Origin of the sequence: Faecalispora anaeroviscerum, assembly GCF_947568225.1 — a bacterium.
Lineage (GTDB): Bacteria > Bacillota > Clostridia > Oscillospirales > Acutalibacteraceae > Faecalispora > Faecalispora anaeroviscerum.
Genome location: NZ_CANOOQ010000001.1, coordinates 2,618,417 through 2,641,371 on the forward strand (window position 1 = coordinate 2,618,417; position 22,955 = coordinate 2,641,371).

At 44.3% G+C, this 22,955-nt stretch carries 11 protein-coding genes and 2 tRNA genes; 6 read left to right on the plus strand and 7 right to left on the minus strand.

Features of this window, described 5'->3' with window-relative positions; translation table 11 throughout:
• Positions 1-182 precede the first annotated feature (182 nt).
• From QOS46_RS12900 to QOS46_RS12930, 7 genes are all read right to left on the minus strand, one after another.
• Complete coding sequence (locus tag QOS46_RS12900) at positions 183-1,892, minus strand: hypothetical protein (protein ID WP_283610331.1); 1,710 nt, start codon at positions 1,890-1,892, stop codon at positions 183-185.
• 346 nt (positions 1,893-2,238) lie between these two features.
• Positions 2,239-3,915 carry a hypothetical protein gene (locus QOS46_RS12905; protein WP_283610334.1) on the minus strand — a complete coding sequence of 559 codons (1,677 nt, stop codon included), beginning with the start codon at positions 3,913-3,915 and terminating at the stop codon, positions 2,239-2,241.
• A gap of 206 nt (positions 3,916-4,121) precedes the next feature.
• Positions 4,122-4,850, minus strand: a complete 729-nt coding sequence (locus tag QOS46_RS12910; RefSeq protein ID WP_283610335.1) for a TatD family hydrolase — start codon at positions 4,848-4,850, stop codon at positions 4,122-4,124.
• Positions 4,847-6,217, minus strand: coding sequence for a Qat anti-phage system QueC-like protein QatC (gene qatC, locus QOS46_RS12915; protein WP_283610337.1), 1,371 nt, complete (start codon positions 6,215-6,217; stop codon positions 4,847-4,849). Before qatC ends, QOS46_RS12910 begins: the two co-directional genes overlap by 4 nt.
• 3 nt (positions 6,218-6,220) lie before the next feature.
• Positions 6,221-6,904, minus strand: a complete 684-nt coding sequence (locus QOS46_RS12920; RefSeq protein WP_283610338.1) for a hypothetical protein — start codon at positions 6,902-6,904, stop codon at positions 6,221-6,223.
• A gap of 1 nt (position 6,905) precedes the next feature.
• Positions 6,906-8,732, minus strand: coding sequence for a KAP family P-loop NTPase fold protein (locus QOS46_RS12925; protein ID WP_283610340.1), 1,827 nt, complete (start codon positions 8,730-8,732; stop codon positions 6,906-6,908).
• 174 nt (positions 8,733-8,906) lie between these two features.
• Positions 8,907-10,979, minus strand: a complete 2,073-nt coding sequence (locus tag QOS46_RS12930) for an RNA-directed DNA polymerase (RefSeq protein WP_283610341.1) — start codon at positions 10,977-10,979, stop codon at positions 8,907-8,909.
• Between the two features lie 504 nt (positions 10,980-11,483).
• Here QOS46_RS12930 and QOS46_RS12935 point away from each other — a divergent pair.
• The 6 genes from QOS46_RS12935 (at position 11,484) to QOS46_RS12960 (ending at position 22,875) form a co-directional block, all read left to right on the plus strand.
• A tRNA-Thr gene (locus QOS46_RS12935) sits at positions 11,484-11,559 on the plus strand.
• A gap of 60 nt (positions 11,560-11,619) precedes the next feature.
• Positions 11,620-11,704, plus strand: a tRNA-Tyr gene (locus QOS46_RS12940).
• Positions 11,705-12,164: 460 nt separating this feature from the next.
• Positions 12,165-12,902: a LytR/AlgR family response regulator transcription factor gene (locus QOS46_RS12945; protein WP_283610342.1), complete on the plus strand. Its 738-nt coding sequence runs from the start codon at positions 12,165-12,167 to the stop codon at positions 12,900-12,902.
• Positions 12,899-14,185 carry a GHKL domain-containing protein gene (locus QOS46_RS12950; protein WP_283610345.1) on the plus strand — a complete coding sequence of 429 codons (1,287 nt, stop codon included), beginning with the start codon at positions 12,899-12,901 and terminating at the stop codon, positions 14,183-14,185. The genes QOS46_RS12945 and QOS46_RS12950 overlap by 4 nt, the downstream gene beginning before the upstream one ends.
• Positions 14,186-14,484: 299 nt before the next feature.
• A complete protein-coding gene (locus tag QOS46_RS12955) occupies positions 14,485-14,697 on the plus strand; it encodes a hypothetical protein (RefSeq protein ID WP_283610346.1) in 213 nt (70 codons plus the stop codon).
• 15 nt (positions 14,698-14,712) lie between these two features.
• Positions 14,713-22,875 (plus strand): S-layer homology domain-containing protein, encoded by an 8,163-nt coding sequence (locus QOS46_RS12960; protein WP_283610348.1) that lies wholly within the window; start codon positions 14,713-14,715, stop codon positions 22,873-22,875.
• The last annotated feature ends 80 nt before the right edge of the window (positions 22,876-22,955 follow it).

Here is a 22,955-nt window from a genome sequence, read left to right on the forward strand (position 1 = left end):
TAACCTCCACACAGCTTTTATTTCTTCTTTGGAACTGTGTGTATGTTAACTCTGTTGTGCTTTTCATTCCATATGTAAAATGACGTTTGTGTGGACTTCTTTGTGTTGCTTGTGCCTAGTTCTGGACAAAAGGAAAGCCATGTGTGCAATGAGGGATACCCCAAGACCACACATGGCAATTTTTATTCTAAGCGAAAGACATAGCAAGACACAGATCGACTGTCATAAGAGCCGAGTTTACGGTTGCAAGAGCGTTCTCCCTTTCTTGTATGTGTCTTTTGAATGACACCCGCTTTATCAAGTGCTGCCAAAGCAAGATTCAGAAAGTGTTTATCAGCAGTTGTATTTGCCTTGTTACCTAGAGTATCAGTATTTTCAGAATCATTTGGGTGTTGAAAGATTTTGCCTATCTTATCCGAGGGAATAGTAATTTCGATTCCCTCATTAGAAAGGTTGCGAATGACACCGAGGCATTCTCCTATCATGGGAGAATTAAATTCAAATCGTTCGTTGCAATCGGCAAAGTTAACCTCATGTTCTTCCACGAACTTTCGTAGAAAATCTTCATAGTACTTTTGTGTTTTGCAAGCTATGATTTGCTCTTTAGCTTGTTCGATAAGGAACTGCTCCATTGTGTCAATATTGCAGTTTAAGCCAAACGCTTCATTTGCCAGTTGCTCAGTTAATATCAGCAATGCCATTCTGTCACAAAGAGTATCCCAGTAGGGGACATCTTCATTATCAGCAATTAGCTGGTCTACAATATCATCGTAGCGGTCAAGTAGGTTATCACCTAAATTTCCGCTATCAAAAAGGTACTGGACAAACGGCTCCATCAAAACGGCACGATTATTTCGCAGCAGACGCTCTAACTCTCTTGTGCATTTTTGTATGGTACCGGAATCTGGAAATCTCAACTCCAACACACTAAAGTATTGATCCTTGCTTAACTGCGTTGCAAATGTACTGGACATTTGCTCAGGCAGAGAGAGTATAAGAGGGGAGAAGTACTCTGTATCATGATTAGCACTCATGAAGTCTTTTCGACTCTGCTTATCTCGAAAAACATTCTGAATCATATGAGCTAATTCTATGGAGATAGGCTGTAACTCACTTTCTTCGATTTCTTGGCCTGTAATGCAGTATGGAATTACTTTTAACTGTTGAAGACGCTGAAAGCAATCCGTGCCCTTTTGGTTTCTAATTTGAGTGAAACTTTGGAAGACATTTTGAGGATTACAAATTGATCCCAGTAAAAACTGGTTCAGTGTCCTCTGCTCCTTGTAGTTGTTGAGATAGAAAATGAGAGAAGAAATCCACTCCAATCCCAATGCCTGCGTGATCACACCGAGAAAGGCTGAGATCAAGGCGACTTCCATGCACAAATTACCAACAACATGCTCACGAATAAAGGAAATCATGGCATCTTTTGTGCCTTTGGAGAAAAGATCCAAACAACCACTATAGAAGAAGTCATACTTCCCCTTGGCTAGACCAACAACATTTTTATAAAGGAAAACATCGCCTGCGGGAAGAGATGTAAATCCAATCTGCTGGTGAGTGTAAGTCTGAGAGCGGTTTTTTTGGGCCAGATCTATCATTTTACGAATGATAGGGAAAAGACGCTCATCAATTGGAACACTATCACGAATTTTAAAAAGGCATTTTGTATCCTTTAAAATCTCGGTGACAGGTAGCGCAGCAGGTTTTTTTATCCCGTCATTAGGGACAAATATCGCCATGTCTTTAGACGAGCTAAAATCATATCGAACCTCCAAACTGAAATCGGCAATGCGATACAACTCCATTGCCAGATCCTCTGTTAGCACCTCCTTTTCTTTTCTCAGCACAAAGCTGACAGCAGCCATCCATTGCTTGTCTTGATTTTCCACGTTCATAGTTGCTAAACAGTTATCCATTTTTTACCTACGCTTTCCTGTGCAGTGCACATATCAAATTCGATGTGAACCACATCGTAATTCATATATTTACACTCCTCCGACAACTGCAAATTTTTTTTATTAACTCATAAAAGCCTCAAAAAGGTAAAAAAAGTCCCACATTCTCTAATATAAAGAGCCATATCTTTAAAATCACAGCAATTTCTTAGAAAATGTGAGGCAACTGTTTATGATTTGAAAATAAAACTTTCGCTATAGAGCCAATTGTAAACGAGTACTGCTATTTTGGGGCCAAAAATAGATAACTGTCACCTGTTGAGACTCATGATACACCTTACTACAGAGTTTTATTTTTCGCTCGCTCACAAAACTTCTGCCAGGTGATACACTCCACACTATCGCACAACTGCGCATAGTAGTTTGCACGGGATGAGACGATGAAAGACTTTACCGTATACTTCTCATCTGTCCGTACATTTAGAAAGTCCAAGAAGGACTCTTGTTCTCTATAAATCAGAGATTCTCGCGCCAAGGTCTTGCGAACGGTTTGCTTCCCCTCAATCTTTGACTGATCTCCCAACAACATCTGCTTCACCGAAACTGCCGGTTTGTAATGCTTAACCTCGATATTATATATTATTTTACTACTTTCATTACAGGCCAGAATGTCAATGTCAATCAGGTTCTCATCTTGCTTCAGGAGATTGACACCATCTTTCATCACTTTTTTGATTTCTGCCATCGGGACGACATACAACACACCATCTATCTTTTTCTTTTCCTGCGGGAGAGTGTAACCGCTATTCTTTAAAACATCTACCATAGTGTATACAACAAAAGTCGATGTAATATTCAAAACAGATGACAGATTTATCTGTGTGTCGACATTCGGCAAATAGAGTTCGATGTTATGTCCCGACAACGCATAACCTCGAAACACTGATGCGCATTGAAACATGTCAAATGGCGTCATCATAACCTGATCGCCAAGCCGAACAATACTCCGAATCTCATAGAATCCTCGGGTCTGCAAGTCAGTGAAATCTTCTGGCGCCTTGCGTAATGTAAATGTATCAAGAATCCTCTCCACTGTTTTAAAATCGGATATACTCTCGAACTTTTTGTATAGTTCACTTACCGAAACTATTTTGTACAAATCTTGATGTCCGCCTTTTCTAGTATCCTGTACTTTACGCATCGGATCCATCATAATGTTCATCATTACATCAAGATTAAAGCCAAAAGACTGTTCAATTTCCTTGTCGGCCTGTAATATAATGCTATTCATATCCTTGTGTTCTGAGCGAAGCTTTAATTCTAGGGGGTGATACTTAAAGGAGTAGTCCTCTGGTTTGTCAAAGCGACTTGAAGCCACATATTCCTCGAAGTATTTTTCGGATTCTTTCCATTCGATAGGCTCATAAAGCAACTCTTGGATTGTTCTTTGTTTATATCCAATACGCTCGCAAATTTGGATATTTTCTTCTAATACCAATAGAATCCTTAAAAAGACAATTGCTGTTATAAGGTCGAACACACCCGGCTCTTCCGATTCGTACAGCATACCTCCCTCGAATTCTTCTATCTCATAGCAATACCTGATTATTGTGCAGGCAACATTATACTCTGTAGAAGAGTGCCAGAAATCCGACGAAGCACCATCCATACCTGCAAGGAAGCGCTGTTTCATGAGTACACATAACGCGACTAAGCAGTCGCGGTTATAAAACTGCAGATGTGCCTTAATTTGACATATAAGGCCATCCCTAACCATGATAGCCATGTCAGGAAGGTTCTCACAAGCTGAAAATTCTTTGAAGAGGTTAGATATACGGCGCTTTGCATTGTTATGGTATTTCTGATCATAATCCACCGCCTGTTGCCAAAGGCGAAATCCTTCACACATATTCACGTCTATTATTTCTTTGATGCAAACATCACAGAGAGGCGCCTTTTTATCATTGTTGTAATAATATAAGCATACCGTGTGTTTTTTACAATTAATACATTTCATTATGTCACCATCTCAAGAATTTATTTTCGTAAAACATCGGAGATTTTCGTATAATTGAATACCGGAATGATCAATTTTCCGGACGAAAACTGATAATACAAAGATTTATTCTCTTCGGACTTTAAATGGTCAGAACAACCAGTGAATCAATCGATTTTTCTATAAGTCTGTTGTCATTGTAAATGCATTAAAAGTGCCACAATAATCTACCTTAGCAATAATTTCTTAAAATTTATATATACTTGATCAATAATATCAGGATTTTGAAAGTATTGAGCTATAGTCTGATAAGCAGGCAATAGTAATTCTGGTGTGTATTTTTTGCCGTCAACTTTTGTAAATGGCCCATCACTCTCTACTAGTATTCTATTTTGCGGGATAACCAACAATTTTGAATTTGAGCTTTTGTTTCGAACCATATTGCTATTTATAGAGAAATAACAACCTAATGTAATGAGCTCTTCCAGCTGAGTAGTCGTTCCAGTAAACCAGTGTATGATACACCTTTTGGGATGGTATCTTCTTATAATATCTATCGCCTCAGTCTCTGATTTTCGTAAGTGCACGGACAACAATTTATTTCTACTTGCACACAAGTCAACAATTCGCCCAAAAAAATCTAATTGCTGCTCCTTGGTAATATAATCATCCGAAGAAAAATCCATCCCTACTTCACCAACATAATTTGTTCTGTTTATCAAAATCATAAAATCTGAAAAATCTTTAGCAGACAAGGACTTTTCTTGTGGATGAAATCCCAGAGCAAACTTCACATACTTTGTTTCTTTATACAAATTCTTGCAAGAGACAAATACTCCCGGAGTATTTGTCACACATAGTGTATATTGCTCAAGTCTGTTAATGGCATCATACAATTCTTTATGATTTCTATAGTGGTCTAAATGGAAATGTGAATCTATGAGTTTTCTAGTCATAATCCTATATACTCTTTCATCTCCGGATCTGTTGAGAATAGCTCAATTAGATCTTCCATTGTTTTTCTATAAACGCGTATAAAACTCTCAACTTCATTAGTCGATAATTGGCCCGTGCATTTTATTAATCGCTTAATTTCATTATCATTCTGATTTTGGTATCTGTATATGCTACTTATGACAGCTGAGGCATCATTTACTATATCGCCTTGTGAAAATCTTTTTAAAAAATCCAGTGATATATTTTTACTCCAATATCTTTCATGTGATGTATCAACATCCAGTAAGGAACTTTTTCTTATCAAACAAGGAAAACAATAACCACAATTGAGTGGATATTCTCGGACACCATATTTATTTAAACCTCTGTTGCAAGGATGGGAACATGATATTGTATCCGCAAAGCCACGATTAAAGGCAATTGTACCTTTAACCATATCAACTATCTCCCGTTTTGTCTTAAATGCAAAGAAATTCAAGACAGGGTTATTTATTCCTGCTGCGATTAATATTTCTTTAAAGCACTTCAAGAAGTATGGATGTGTTGTCCTTGTACTGCATGATCCTTTTCTACTATCTGTAAGTGGAATATTCAGGCCTATAAATCCGTTCTCAGGGATATAAACCGGAATATCCTTCCCCATAATACTTGCAACAGTCAGTGCTCCACATAAAAACAATAGAGATCTTCCCCTTGAAGTATTTTCAGCTCCATCGAGCTTTCCCGTTGCATTTACAGGTGCTCGCGAATTGGCCGTGAAACTTAAAAATTCAGCGGTTTGATTTTTGTATTCTTCCCGAAACATAGCAGCCAGATTTTCTTGTTTCGCTCTCAGCTTTGGGTACTCATTATGACCAATCAAACAAGGTGAATTACCTTTTTCAAGCAACGAGATTGCTCCGCAAAAAGAATCTAATCCCCCCGAAAACAGGCAAACCACATTGCATTTTGAAACATCCAGTTTTATCCGGCTAGGATGAGTTCTCAGGCCATATTGATTTTCTGTTTTACGAAAAGATAAGTTCCAAGAATCACCCGTTAAAAAATTCAGTGTTTTATTCCATAATTTTTCTACTGATTTCCACTTCTCAATTTCAATGACCGGGATGGATACATCGATTTGACGAGTCCAACAGTCTTTGAAGTGTGAACGTGCAACCCTCTTGTCTATAGCAAATATTGAGATTGCAATAATAAATAAATCCTCATAGATTGGTTGAATGGATAATGCGCCAAGTCTAAGCCACGTATCGGCCAAATTGGTATAAATCGTACTGTATCCTTTTCTGTTAAGCGAAAAGACATAGGCATCCATATAATTTACATCTGGAATTTCAGAGTTGTTTTTATTAACCCATATCCTCATATGCTATTCCTCCGTATAAAGTTCTTCAAACACTGAATAAGCGTTATTTAGAGCCCTATCAACATACTCACTGCCTGACAAGTTGGAAAAATCAATTGTGCTAATATCACCGAAGCTAAGGCTTTCGTACAAGCTACTTCTTATGTAATCCTGCATTTCTTTTAGTATCCTACGTGCTTCTGCTGGGGTCCGATCTTTTCCAATTTTCTCTGCAAAACGAAAATCAAAATTAATAGATATATAGTCAATCAACGTTTCTTTTAGAAAAATTTCTGGAGATATGTTTCCCAACTGCTCGAAGTCCTCAATATCCAGATTTTTCAGCGCTTTAGATAAGGCGTCTGCCGCCAAGGCATCTTCTACAGTTTCTCCATTATGCGTATATTCATGGAACAATTCGTCTAGTATCTCTATGGGGGGCTTTCCTATCAAGTCGGGTCTATTGATTTGATTTAATGCGTATGCCGCTCCATGGCCTGCAATATTTTTTGACAGACCTAAGATTCCAGAGACAGCATGAGAAAATGTACTGCCAGAGGTAGTGTCAGCTTTCATGGCCGTAGCAAATTTACTTCCCGCTTTAGCAATAGATGCAGAATCATTATCACTCAACATTTGTGTAACCGCACGTTTTGCCTGAGTCCATTGTATACGAGTAGGAGGAATGTATCCTTTTGAAGTCCCCATATTACCCCTTCTTTCCAATTATCTTATCATACAATTTTGCATTCAATCTGCCACCCTTTATCCTTTCAAGCATCGGCAAGACCTTAGTGGTGTTTGCATTAAACATTGCTGATAAATAAATAGAGTCAGCAAGGGTAATCGTCTGTTTTGCATTGCCGACAGCATCTAAAATCTTGTCTTGGTATGGAGTAAATGTTAAGAAAAGCTCTTTTATAACAAAATAGCCAAGCAACCCGTTCCTTATGCGGGGAAGTAGAACTGAGAAAACATTATCAATATCAACCGGAGATAATGCTTTCATTGCTTCCATGATCCCACTGATTGTACCTTCTTTAACTGATCCCAGTTGATCTAAAACCTGACGGGCCTGAATACTGAAATTTTGCGAATCAATGATATTTCCAGCCAGATTTTCACGTGTTAAATAGAAGTATCTGTCTAACCGCTGGCTATAAAAATCTTTCGGTTCGCATTCAAGCCATTTTTTAATTGATGGAATTGCCCATTTTGTATACTCCACACTATTTGTACTTGCCATCACAGCATCATACATTGTCTTAAATTTATCATTGCAAAGTGTAAATTCCTTGTTCCACTCATTAAGTTGATTAAACAAATCCGAATCCAACTTTTGTAGCACCAACAATTTTGCAAGGATGCGTATATCAATATCGCTTCCATAATACATTTGAGCAAGCGATTTCTTAGTGATAAAAGTATTCAAGAATCTCTTTGCCTGCCTTGGATTTCCTTTTAACATAGAAGAAACGATGTCTCTGATACTGTCTATAATATTAGCATCTTCCATGAATTTTGCTTCTGATGGGGCATATTCCAGATGTAAATTCGAAATCAGTAATTTCATTTCTGGAAGGGTAATACGAGCATCCCTAACTATGTACTTTTCGGCGTGAATTTTTTCCAGCAATGATTTGAAATCGTTGGATGAGAGATACCTTTGAGTGACCAGTAACAACAGATAATTTTCTATATCCTTTGAAGACAACTCTGGGATGTAAATTGGTAGCTGAATTATTTTTTCAATATATTCCGTTGATAGTTCTACATCTGATCCGTCGATATGAGGGTATTTTTTCCTAATTGCATACTGTATGACATTCTCATCGGCAGCAATGATAAATGTTGTACGTTCAACAGATAAGAATAGTTTGATCGCCTCTAGCGTATCAATTATCCGTTCTGGAGTACATCTATCGAGATCATCAACTATCACTACTACATTGTTTGTATCAGCATTTATTAGCATCTGTTCGAAGTCTTTTCTAAAATTTCTAATGTTATCTACAGTTGTTTCATTCTTAATATATGCATCTTTTTCATCTGAGACTTTTTCTGCAGCAGATTCTAATACCTCTGCAACTTCTTTTACATTTCTTGGGACACTCATTGCTATAGGTAATGGATTCCCAGTTGCCACACTTGCTACAACCGACGCACCTATAGAAACCGTTGACGTTGCAAGCTTAAAAAGATCAACGCGCTGAAATAACTTTTTAATACTATCTTTAACTTCCTCAAACGGTTTCTTATTATATAGTTCTTTTAGAAGCGCCTCCATTAATGCGGTTTTTGCATCTTCATATCCCTCAAACATCCATGCATTAATTTTCACGCAGATTATGTTTTCTTTTTCTTTGGTTAATTGTTGGTCAATTAGGTTCAATAATGTTGATTTGCCTGCACCCCAAAGTCCAAAAACTCCTATGGTAAGGGGATTGTTGGTCTCATCTTTCGCAATGTCAGCAATCAGCTTAGCATAAGGCCCATAAAATAGAATATCGATATCAGATGCATTGTCTAGCCACATAATGTCACTCTCCTTATTCCATTCGGTGCATAAGCAATTTCATTGCTATATATAAAAATCCAACTTCATAGTATTGCTACAATCAGCATGTCCATCATAAACAAATCGAGCAATTGACATTATCCGTTTTGAATCATTGTTCTTAATGACGAATTTATACTGCAAAAACGCTGATTACCAAAACAGAATTAGCTCTTGGATTCCTTCGACTATAAACTTTAAAATTGGCTTTCGCTTGCCCTGAGGGACTGGACCTGTATACTGATGAGTGTTCTTTATTTCTGAATGTGATAAATGTGAATGAAGTCTAAGTTGATGCAGTTCCATACACATCTTATGAAATTTGGGGATATAATTAATAAAACCTTTGCTCTTTTCAATTCCACCAATTTTCCCAAGGATATATCCGCCGAGTTCAGCATGATCATTTTTAAGAAGACTGCAAATTCTATCATCAATTGTATCCCAAAGGTTCACAAATGCTGTGAGATCCGTTTTCCAATAACCTAAAGCCGTAAAAAGTGTCCGCTCAATCTGATCATGCTCTTTCCCGAATCTTTTTTTCCATTGGAACTTCATCTGAACACCTGTTAACTCGTATAGATATCGAGTTATTTGACTATTTGAGTATCTATTACGCTGTATTATTTTGGCTCGTTTAAATATATTCTGTGCATATGGAGAAATTGCATTAACCGGAGGTAATTGATTGGGTACAGGCGCTAACAAATAGCAATTCGCACCAGCCGTAGCCAACTCACATTCTGGTGCTTTAATGTAATCTTCCAAGAAAGTCGCACCAAGCTTATCTGCCAATTCGTGTTTTTGTGCTTGATAAGCAAACTTGCTTCTAACCCACCAATTGCTTTTCATAACATAGTTCTTCTGCCTAATGCCAAATTTTGAATCGTAAAGAAGAATGAATGCCAATAGCTGCGAACGATACCTGCTATCAACTATAAACGCGTGTTTCTTATCGACATTGAGCAATTTTTTTGCTAGCTCTGTAAATCTATCTGCATCTTTACAATTTAAGTTTCCAATAGCTGCCTCCAACAATATTCCAGAAGAAAATTGCTGAGTTTTATCTTGACAGCATCCATAAATAAAATCACTAAGGGTGGGGGGGATTTTCCTTGGATATCTTTGTATGTAAAATGCAAACGAATGAATCATATTTGGAAATCTCTGAACTGTAGCAATGGCAAGCTTATTTGATTTTGCATCTTGCTTGACATATTGAAAGTAGCGTTTGATGGTTGTAAGATCGGCAGGGTTTTCCTTAATTAATCGCTTTATAGCATTTACTGCGATTTCAGCCCTTTTCTCATGATCAAATTCATCTTCAAATAGGGGCTTACTGATACGTTTGATCTCATCATCAATATTTGAAATTTCATGAACGGTAATTTTAGATGACTGCGGAAATAATCCGAGCTCCTTGCTCCTCTTGTCAAGAAGAAACAATACCCAGCGAACTGTTTCTTCATTATCAGCCAGAATCCGAATATCATCCACATATCTAAAATACCGAAAGGAAGTTTCTTTTTGCAACTCTTCGATATATGAATCGTATTCAGCCAATACAGCTTCAGCAACTATACCAGACGCTTGAGGCCCCTGAGGTATTCCTGTAGCAAGCTCCAACCCATTCGATGACTCCCACTGTTCTAGCAATTGAATGAACGAATTGGCACAAGTATCGCTAAATCGACATTTGTCCTTCAATACAGTCCGAAGCAAATGATGATTAATGCTGTCATAGCAGGCAGTAAGATCAAAGGACGCAATATATTTGCTTCCTTCTTCATATGCCTTGATAACAGCCTTAGTGTACGCTTTATAGGAATCTTGCCATTTCTGATAGAAAAAGAGACTCTGATTGTTGGAATATAGGTTGCCAAATACGCTCTTTCTATATCTTTTTTTAACCTTTAAAATTGTCGATAGTGCTTCTGCTAAGACATTTGCGTATGCTTGGTATACAATTTGGTCCTCAATTGACATCAACGTATACATTCTGCTTAAACCATTTGCCTTCGGCATAAACACCCGTATTGTATTTATTGGCAGATATCCTGATTTTACTTTATCCCTTAACAAAGTGATGTTCTCTTCAACAGCCATTCCATAGGTTGAATAAGTATCTCTAAAGAAGTTCTTGTAGGTGCTTTCGGGATTGGTTAATAAGCGATTATATGCAAGGATCAGGTTATCCTTCTTAGCCACATCCCTAATTGAAAACACACTGATCCACCTCTTCCATTAAATATATTTCCTTTCGTACCAACAAGTTCTATCAAAATATGCAATATTAGCATTTTCTTTACGGAATATTTTCTAAGCTGTGCAAACTTCGTCTAATTGCTATAATAAGTAATAAATTCCAAATTTTAACTTTAATTCTATTTTACTTTCTTATATCTTGCAAATCAACTAAAAATAAGAATTTATTCCATTTTTATACATATTTCTAATAGAATATAACTCCGAGTAAGTATGTGCAGCACACGAGTGAGAGAGCTTTGGTATCCACGGGTATCCAAAGGTATCCACCTCGCAGTACGAAATATCTATTGCATCCAAGCAATACTGTACTCAGAGAGTGCAACAAATCTTCTATCAAGCCTATTCAAATAGGATTTTCAGTGCAGTTTCTGCGCCTTTCTCTAAAAAAACGATTTTTTCAAAAAATATGTTGACAAAATTACATTAAAGTGATATATTATTCAAGCATTCTATTTCAGAAATGCTGGTGTAGCTCAGTTGGTAGAGCAGCTGATTTGTAATCAGCAGGTCGGGGGTTCGAATCCGTCCACCAGCTCCACGCTTCGGCGTTCAGCTGAACGGGACAAGCACTTGATCTGTTTGAGATAAAAGGTAATATGGAGGAGTTCCCGAGTGGCCAAAGGGGGCAGACTGTAAATCTGTTACGTTACGTTTCGGTGGTTCGAATCCACCCTCCTCCACCAAAAGCAGATAATAAGAGCAGGAATGCTTTTATTATCTGCTTTTCTATTTAGATATGTATCTCCATTATGCGTACTAGAATAGCAGCGCACAAACGGCATTCACAAGTCATAAGTGGTCGCAGAGACCCTTAGGGCGCATGGTAGCCAACTGTTTTGCAGACGGTTGGTTACCTGTGGATGTCTTTTTTTTTCCCACATAGCAATTATGTACCAGCATTTGAAAATTTGCTTGTGCTGACGCACATCATCTTCTTTTTAGGTATGTTATTGAAACCATACGGATATTCGTATATAATATACTCGGTATTTTAATACTTATGGGGAATATGGGAACGGCGCGTGCATCAATACTGCTAAGCCGGGCGTATCCCGGCGCATTTCGGGCGCTCTTGGGTTATTCCATCTGATGCAAAAAGCCTACCGATCCTCGAAAAGAACATACCATATGGAAGTGATTGCCATGCTACATATTGCTGTCTGCGATGACCAGCCGAGAGAACTGGAAATCATCAACGAACACATAACAGAATACCTTGACACCCATACACTGGAAGCGGAAATGAAAGAATTTTCTCATCCGGATCAATTGCTGACTGCCCTTAAAACAGAGAGCTTCCATCTTTACATATTGGATATTGTCATGCCAATGGTGAACGGTTTGGAGTTAGGCAAAGAAATTCGCCGCCTTGACTGCGAGGCACAGATTATCTATGCCACCACCGAACCTCAGTTTGCTCTGCAGGCATACGCCGCAAGCCCCATCAATTATCTCATTAAACCAATTGATAAGCGGCAGTTGTTTGATACGCTGACCCTCGCCATCTCCAAAGCAGACCTAGCCGAAGAGAAGACGTTTACTGTGAAAACCGCCGATAGTCTGCGGGTGATCAAGCTGTCGGATATGGACTGCTGTGAATACCGCAGTCACGCTGTCATTTTCAGCTTAAAGAACGGTGAGGAAGTGCAAAGCCGCACGATTCGGGAGAAATTTTCGGAATACACCTTGCCTATTTTGAAAGACAGGCATTTTCTGCAATGCCATACCTCATTTGTGGTCAATCTGCGGCGGGTGGAACGCTTTGCCAAGGACAGCTTTACGCTGTGCGGCGGCAAGACCGTCCCCATTACGGCAAAGCAATACGCTGCGGTGAGGGATACCTATATGGACTACCTGATGGCAAAGGGAGGACGGCAATGATAGAAATTTTTCCTGACTTATTGCGAGCGGTGATTTCCACTACCGCCAATGTTCTGCTGATGATGACGCTTTTGCAGCCGAAGTATTCTAAAAAAATTACACTGCTGACCATGCTCGGCGTTCTTGCAGCTGATTTGGGTACAGCGGTTTATTGCTATCTCAGCGGCAATTTGACCTTGCTTTCAAAGCTGGATATTATCCTGTTTGCAGTGCTTTGCTTTGCGGTACGGCCATTATTCAAAGACACCTTCATGCAGTGGCTGTTTTCCTATATCACCGTCCAAAACATCAGCGACATCGTAATTATCCTTAGCTTCGAAGTCTGCAGGTATTTGCCTTATCCCCTCTACGCCAACTCGCTGCTGCGCTTAATTCTATTCGGAGCTTTTCTGCTGATTTTGTCGCGGTATGTACGTCCGCTGTATCGGCAGGCGGTGGAGCATTGGACGGCATATTTCGCCGTGGCGCTGGGGCTTTACATCACCTTTAATTACTACGTTTTGTCTGCGGACGATATTATCGTGATGCTGACGGAACAGGCCATACCGCTGCTTCTGGTGATTTTTATCGGGCTTGCCGCCTACGGCTCCATTCTCCTCTCCCTCAAAAATCTTATGCGAGAATATCGGATCAAGGAAGAAAATCAGAAAATGCAGGCGGAGCGGGAATACCTGCAACTGGCCGCGGGCAATATGTCTCGGCGTCTGAAACTGATGGAGGAGGTGTCGGTGAAGAACAGCCGCGCTGCCCATGACCGCCGCCACTTTAACAATGTGCTTCTGGAGCTTTTGGAGCAGGAAAAAACCGACGAGGCCGCCGCTTTGCTGCAAAATCAAAATCAAGCGACACACACCATCAGCAAGGTCTACTGTGAAAACCCCGCCGTCAACGCCGCTGTCTGCCACTATGCAGGGGTTGCAGAGCAGGCAGGTATTCCCACAGAGATTGAACTGGATATTCCAAGAGAGCTAACCGTAGATTCCTTGGAGCTTTCCATGGTGGTATCAAACCTATTGGAAAATGCCATTCAGGCTTGTGGATGTTTGGCTGACGGAGTAAATCCCTATCTCCGTTTTACCTGCCGAAGTGTGGGGCGGCTGTTACTGGAAATAGAAAATTCCTGCACCGAGGATACCGTACTCGATGAAAGCGGCTATCCTGTTGCCCGCGAAGAAGGCCATGGAATCGGCAGCAAGAGCGTCATTGCCTTTGCAAAAAAGTATGATGGAGAGCTGCTGTATAAAATCGAAATTGGTGTTTTTCAGGTACGCCTTCTGGTTTAAATATACGGAATCTTTTGTTTGTCAAGAGCAAATTTTAATTGAATAGCTACTTTTTAAGTGTAAAAATGAGTCTTTTAAGTGTAAAGGCTCATTTTTTTTATTTTTTGGATTAATATCTAAACAGAAATTTGCAAGATTTCATTGGGTGATCAGGGCTTGAAACCGACCGGTAGCTCCCAATGATTGAAGCGATGAAGAAGCTGGGCAATTGAAATTTGAATCTGCCAATATAAAATAATCGGCAAGCCGAAGTGTTCAGAAAAATATCACTGTGTTCTCGCCGGAAGGAGCATGACGGAATGGAAAAACGCAGGCGTGAAGATGTACCGCTGAAAGTCCCCAATTCCGAGGGAAATGTGTGGCCAAAGCAGATTTGCCCTGCCTTTGAACCGAGAACCGACACACCGAGGGGTCTGCGGCAGTGCTGGTACTGTCGGTATGCCGACTTTCATCTGGACAAGCCCCGCGCGTTGGATGTGGGCGTGTGCTACTGGCCGAAAAAGATATTATAGGAGGGTCGTAAGAAAATGGGAAAAAGAATTTTAAGTATTTTGCTTTCGGTTTGCATGGTACTGACATTGCTGCCGGTTGCCGCTATGGCGGAAGACGCAAATGCTTCGATGAGCGCAAGTGGGGAAATTATAGCCTTTGCACCGCTTGACGAAACAGAAAAGTCGGTAGCTACCGGCACAGCGATTGAGGATTTAGGGCTTCCTGAAACCCTAACGGCAACGGTGAGAACAGCCGCGGCTGCGGACAGTGGTACATCCCAGGAACCCGCGCAGGATTCAGAAAACCCGGAAGAGGATTCCACATCGGGTAATTCCGCAGAGGCAAGCTCCAGCTCTGCGGTACAAGGGAATGTGAATGACCAGCAGGAGGCGGACGATAGCGGTACCTCCCAGGAACCTGTAATCAATTCAGAAAACCCGGAAGAGGATTCCACATCGGGTAATTCCACAGTGGCAACCACCAGCTCTGCCATACAAGGGAATGTGAATGAGCAGCAGGAATCGGCCGACCCCGAATGGGAAGAAACGAGTGTGGACGTTCCGGTGACATGGACGTCCGAGCCGGAATATAACGGAAATGAAAACGGTGAGTATGTATTTACGCCGGTAATAGAAGGCTATACGGTGAGCGCCGATCTGCCTGAGATTACTGTGACGGTGGGTACGCAGCCCCTGATGACGGCTCTGCGAACGGGTACGCCCGTTACCTACGGCGACTTTTCTGTCAGCGTAGATGAAGATGGCGCGGCGCCGACGCATAATGACGGCGTGCTGACGTTTGGCACGGCGGGGGAATATACCGTTGGAATGGCTGATGGAAAGACTTCCACCTCCAACGTGATTAAAGTCACCGCCGATGGTGTCAAGCTGAACCTTGTCGGCGTAAACATTACTGCACCGCAAGGTGCCGGGAGTGATAACGGTGCGGCTGCCTTGACCGTGACAACCGGCACAGTAACCTTGAATGTTATTGTGGACAGCTCTCTGACTGGCGGTGCCGGAGGATCAGAAACCGACCCTGATACGAACTACGGTGCAATGGGCGGCTGCGGCATCAGCGGGAATATTGCCGTCACAGGCACGGCAACGCTTACCGTGACCGGCGGTACAAGTGGTCAAGGAATGAGCTTGTGCGGTATAGGTATCATTGGCAATGTGAATGTCTCCGGTGAGGCTACCCTTATCGCCAGAAGCGGCAGCGGTAATGGGGGTATTGCCATCAGCTCCGCCACCCAATACGGCGGAGGCACAATTACCGTGGGTGATGGCTATACGGTCAAGGCTGGAACAGATGCTGCCAGCGCGACAGCATTTACAGGGACTTCAACCAATTTACAGTATGTCGCTATAGAACCCATTATTTTCACCGTTGCTGAGAATACGGCGCTCGAGATTAAGGTTCTACCTATTTATGGGGACCCTCAAGTGGATAATATGGTTGCTTCGCAAGGGTTTACACAACCAACAGATGGAAGCAAAACTGCAAACTTATACTGGGATTCAGCGAAAACCCAATTAATCCCATATGGGGATAATTCTTTCGGAATTGGATCTAATACTCTGGAGAAAATTTACTTTTATGCAACAGAAACGGGAACTTATATATTTACTGCCACGTTTATAGATGATAATGACAAAAGCAGTAATTATACTATTAAAGTAAAGGTTACCGGAGACACTCCGCCTGACTCTCTCCCCACGGCGGAGGAGTACGCGTCGGCTTCTCCGGCGGCGGCTTCCGATACCGACTATGTGCTCGATTCCGTTAAAAAGACCCTCACCATCAAAACCGCAAAGGGTGCGGCGTTCTGGTCGGCAAACGGCAAGAATTATCTTGACTACACGATCCTTCTTGCCAAGGACATCAACGTGTCTGCTTTCCAGTGGACGCCGGTGGGAACAGACGATGGCTCTTTTTCCGGCAGCTTCAACGGACAGGGGCATACCATTAGCAGCCTTACAATAAATACTACAGACGTACGATACGCCGGACTGTTCGGCTATGCAAGCGGTGCGACCATCAAAAACCTTACAGTTTCGGGCAGCGTGACGGCAAGCTATGTGTCGGGCGAGTGCTACGCTGGCGGAATTGTCGGCTACAATACCGAGGGCAGCACCATTGCCAATTGCGCCAACTACGCCGCCGTTTCGGTAAGTACCAGCGGAAACTCCAGTTATGCGAATGCCAAAGGCGGGGGGATTGCCGCTCTAAATAGTGGCACAATCGAAAACTGCCGGAACAGCGGCGCTGTTACCGCTGCGAACAACTCAACAAACGCGAGTCCGGGCTACGCCTATGCCGGCGGTATCTGCGCATTCAACAACAGTGGCGCCATTGCCAACAGCTACAACATCGGCACTTCTTCTGCGACCGGCGCAACCGAAGCCCTTACCGGAGGCATCTGCGCCAAAAACTGCGCAACCATAACAAATTGCTATTCCACAAATGCAAGTAAGGTAACCACTAACTTTTATGGATCAGCCACTACCACCGGCTGCGGAACCTTTTCGGATAACGGCGGTGTGCTGACGGCGGGCACCGCCGATAACTGCGGCAGTGCCCAAACCCTTTCCTATGGAAATGGTCTTCTCGCCGCCCTCAACGCCTGGGTTGGCGCCAAAGCCAGCGGTGACTACTACACATGGCAAGCCGACAGCACAAGCGACCCGGTAAACAAGGGTTACCCCGTGTTCGGTGAAAAGTGGGAAGCGCCCGCTACGAAATATAACGTTTGGGTAGGTAATGTTCAAGTTACCAGTGCCAACTCCAATGGAATTACAGGGGATGGCATTACGGGTACGGTCACCTACAACCACGACACCAATACTCTCACATTAGACGGTGCGACGATTACCAGCGGTCATTTGATAGAGAATTTCGACGGTCCCGCCGGAATTGATGCAGAGGGTAATTTAAACTTAGAACTAAAAAATGATAACACGATTACCGGAATTAGCCCGTCCAGCGGCAAGTGCAGCTTCGCTGTATACAACGATGGGAACCTAACGATAATGGGTAACGGAACCTTAAATGCTACCGGCGGAGATACTTCAGATGGCGGCGGCTACGGTTTGTATATCACAAATAGCCTTAGCATTCAAAACGATGCTACCGTTAACGTCAACAGCGGGAACGCAACAAATGGGAACTGTTGGGGTGTTCTGGTTGGCGATGCCCTTACCATTCAAGGGAGCGCCTCCGTTAACGTCACCGGCGGTACTTCAACAGGAGAAAATGGGAGCAGCTACGGTGTGTACGTCTTCGGTTACACCAAAGTGAAAGACAGTGCCAGCCTATCCGCCACCAGTGGCGCGGCGGAATACCAAAGCTACGGTATTTTTATCTCTAATAATAATAGCTTTGAGATATCGGGCGGAACCGTGACGGCCAGCACCACCGATAATGACGGCGCATCAGAAGGCTCTGCCGCTATAAATAAAAAGCCAATTTTATATTTTTACAAGCCTGCACCTGTAGTTATGACAAGCAGATTTGCGAGCGGTACGGATGCCGTAAGGAATACGCTGAGTGATATCAATATTCCATCCTTCAAATACATTCGCATTGTACCATCTTCTCTTCCCACGGCGGCGGAGTACGCGTCGGCTTCTCCGGCGGCGGCTTCCAATACCGACTATGTGCTCGATTCCGTTAAAAAGACCCTCACCATCAAAACCGCAAAGGGTGCGGCGTTCTGGTCGGCGAGCAGCAAGAATTATCTTGACTACACGATCCTTCTCGCCGATGACATTGATGTGTCTAACTTTCTGTGGACACCGGTGGGAACAGGCGCAGACTCTTTTACCGGCAGCTTTAACGGACAGGGGCATACCATCACAGGGCTGACGGTGGATATTTACGCGGGTAATGAAGCAGTCTATGCCGGGTTGTTTGGCATGACCAGCGGTTCCATTAAAAACGTAGGGTTGGCGAAGGCGTCAATCGTCGTTTCCAACACCTCTACTGACTCTAAGCAGGTGTTTGCCGGTGGTCTGGCAGGCGAAGCATTCGATGGGGCCATCACGAACTGCTTTGTCATGGGAGGCACCGTGAGCGCCAGCAGCGGCTATGGTTCCTACGCCGGAGGGCTGGTGGGCTTTGCCAGCGACGACATCACTGTCAGCAATTGCTACAGTACCTCCAGCGTCACCACCAGTGGCACAGGCGGCCATTCCGGCGGTGTGGCAGGCTGTATAGGCGCTGGCACAATCAAGGATTGCTATTATTTGAACGGCGGTACAGGTATGCCGGAAAAGGGCGTTGGCCGTGTGTACCCCAATTGCGAACCTGTCATCACAGGCTGCGGCACGATTGGCAGCAACAATAGCACACTGGCGGCGGGCACGGAGGAGCAGTTTACCTCTCAGCAGACCCTTGCCTATGGCACCATCCTCTCTGACGCCCTCAACGTCTGGGTCTACGCCAAAGCCAGCGGTGACTACTACACATGGCAAGACGATACAGGGAGCATAAACGGCGGCTACCCAGTATTCGACGCGCTGTGGGGTACGACCACCCCGGTTTTCGACAATTGCTTCAAAGACATCCATACGAAAAAGCCCGACGACCCCGGTAGTTATATGGGTGAATACCACTACGACTTTGACGGCTGGTATACCGAGCAGAATGGCGATGGTACGAAATTGGGCGACAGCGACGATGGCACCGCCGGTACCCGCTATTACGCCAAGTGGATCAAGAACGGCAAAACCGTTCGCACTACGGCGCTGGATTTGACGGATATCAGCGAGTCCAACCTCTACCGCTCAACCAAAAGCGGTGACGTATACACGAATGCCGCTGAGGGCTGGACATGGTACGCCGCCAAAACCACAGTGGGAAGCAATACCTACGCCGCCAACACCCTTGTCCTCTCCGGCCTGAACATCAACACCGCCGCTACCGCCACCGCCCTGAAGGTTCCTGGCGGCACAACCATTGTGCTCACGGAGGGTACCATAAACTCCGCAAGGAGCGGCTATACCAGCTCGGACAGTGAAGCTGTATATACCTATGGCGTTTATGGTGCTGGTGCCCTGAACATAAAAGGCGGCGGCACGCTCAGCGCCTTTGCCGGCACAGCAGCATACACCAAAAGCAACAATTCCTATGGAGGCTTCAGCTACGGTATTTACAGTGCCGGGGCGCTCAACATCACCGAAGGCATAATCTCTGCCAAAGGCGGTTTCAGTGGGCCAACAGCCGCTGAAAATAAAAGCTACGGTATCTATTCCAATTCAACCATCGACATCAGCGGCGGCACCGTCACCGGCAACGGCGGCGGAGGAAAGGCTGAAAGCGGTGGCATCGCAGCCGAAGGTGATATTAAAATTACCGGAGGTGTCGTTGCGGGTCAAGGAGGAGCGGTAAATCTCCGTACAAGTATAGGTATCATCGCGCGAACAGCGAAAATATCCGTCACCGGCGGCACGGTTTCCGCCACAGGCGGTGCGTCGACTGGTACTGATGACTCGTCTGCCAGCGTCGGTGTTTTCGCTGATAAGGTAGAAATCTCCCAAGGAACTGTCACCGCCACCGGCGGCAATGCAGCCAGTGGCAACGCAAGCTGCGGCATCGCAGCCATAAGTTCGGTTACTGTTACCGGCGGAAGGGTTACCGCTAAAAATGGTGCAACAGGGGTGCTTTCTGCGGCGATAAATGTGTACCAAGGTACACTCACCGTTGGCGGCACCGAAAAACTTGCCACTATTGAAAATGCCACAGACGGCACAAACGCGATTACAAGCAGCAGCGGCAGCATTGCGAGCAAAAAGCTCGTCATGTCCGGCAGCGATGCCGTGAAAGTCAGCTTCGCCACTTATGCCATCACCGCGAATGCCGCCACCAATGGCAGCTACACCGTGAAGGTGGATGGCAGCGCGGTAACCTCGGCACAATCCGACGAAAAAGTCGTCATCACCCCCACCGCAAGCAGCGACTATGAGTTGGACACCATTTCGGTTTATAAAACTGGTGAAGCAAACGCATCGGTGGCGGTCAGCAACAACACCTTCACCATGCCCGCTTATGCGGTAACAATCGATGTAACCTTTAAGGCGGCAATCACTTCTCTTGATTTGACCGGCGTAGGCTGTAACGTAGCTACCGGAAAGCTCACCGGCACGACGGCAAATATGGAATACAGCCTGGATGGCGGCAGTACCTGGAAACCTTGCACACAAGGAGAAACTACAAACCTAACGTTTACGGCAGGCACGGTAAAGGTTCGACAAAAAGACAAAACAACTAACGAACGCACCGTTGCAACCATTGCAGCTCCAGCAGCATCCACCACACCAACACTGGATAGCAAAACCGCTAACAGTGTGACGCTCCATGCGATTGCGGGCTATGAATATTCGAAGGACGGCGGTACTACTTGGCAAATCAGCAATGTGTTTTCTGGCCTGAACGGCAGTACCGCGTATAGCTTCGTGGCTCGAATTAAGGCCACTGCTGCCACGCTTGCCGGCACAACCAGCACGGCGCTTAATGTCACGACGAACGGCACGTCCTCCGGCGGCGATGGAGGCTCTACTGGCGGCAGCTCCTCCGATACTCCAAGCAAGCCAACCGCGCCTGTCAGCGGCAGCACGGAAAATAAGGCTACGGTGGACGATAAGGGCAACGCCAGCGTCAGCCTGACTGACAACAACATCACTGACGCCATTGCGGACGCAAAGGCTGCAGCAGCGAAAAAAGGCGTGAACGCAGGCGACATCACGGCGGTGATTCACGTTACGACAGGCGGAAAGGACGCAAACACTGTGACGGTCAATCTGCCCAAGACCACACAGGAGCAGGTCATTGGCAACAAGATTTCCAATGTTCAACTTGTCATTGACAGCTCTGACCTCACCCTCGGCATCAACCGTGCTGCGGTGACGGAAATCAACCAACAGGCAAAAGCCGATGTTCAGCTTTCCGCTACCCGCATGAACAGCTCCAAGCTGTCCGGCGATGCAAGAAGCGCCATTGGCAACCGACCAACCTTTGATTTCAAGGCAACCTATGGCAGCGGTAAGTCCGTAAGCAATTTTGGTAATGGCAGTGTCAGTGTGGAGATTCCTTATACCCTGCAAAAAGGCGAAGTTGCGGGCAATGTTTGTGCTGTGTATGTGGACGCAAACGGCAAAGTGGCTTATCTCGACGATTCCAGCTATGATGCAAAGCGCGGAACGGTAGTGTTTTCCACCAGTCATTTCTCCACCTACGGTGTGGCCTACAACGTCGGCTCCCATTTTACCGACATTAACAGTCATTGGGCGAAAGACGATATTCTTTTTGCCGCAAACCGCGGTCTTATCACTGGCACCAGTGCTACCACGTTCAGCCCCAACGGTTCTATGACACGGGGGATGTTTGTAACAGCACTCGGGCGTTTGGCAAATGCCGACACAAGCGCCTACAAGCAGTCCAGTTTTACCGATGTGAAGGCCAACGCATATTACATGGGCTATATCGAATGGGCCGTCAAGAATAATATATTGGCAGGCGTAGGTGGCGGCAAGTTCGACCCGGACGGTCTTGTGACCCGTGAGCAGATGGCGGTTATGATGGACAAGTATGCCACGGCTACTGGGTTCCAGCTGCCGGAAGTTCACGCACAGAACACCTTTGCCGACAATGCCAAAATTAGTGCGTGGGCGGCAGCTTCCGTAAAGCGCATTCAGATGGCAGGCATTCTTCAGGGCAAAAACAATAATTATTATGACCCCCAGGGAACGGCTACCCGTGCCGAGGTTTCGGCGGTGCTGCGGCGCTATGTGGAACTGGCGATTTTCAGCGATACGGCTCAAGGCTGGGTAAAAAACGATTCCGGCCAGTGGATGTTCTTTAAAGATGGCAAAGCTCTCACAGGCTGGCAGACCGTGGACGGAAAGGTCTACTGCTTTGACAGCAAGGGCGGTGCTTTCGCCAACGGCTGGAAGCAGAACGCCAAAGGCGAATGGCTCTTCCTGTCCCCAGACGGCAGCGCGGTTACTGGGTGGAAAGACATTGGAGCAAAAGGAAATACGAAACGCTATTATTTTGATACCTATGGCGTCAGGATTGCCGGCAAATGGCTCCAGATCAATGGCAAATGGTATTACTTTTATGCCGACGGCTCTCTAGCCAAGAGTACAAAAATTGACAGCTATCTGGTGGATGAAAACGGCGTGCGAAAAACCAAGTAACCAGAACAGCAGAATAAAACCAAGAGCAAGCCCGGTGAAATCCGGGTAAAATAGAACAGAAGAACAAAGAGAACCACTGG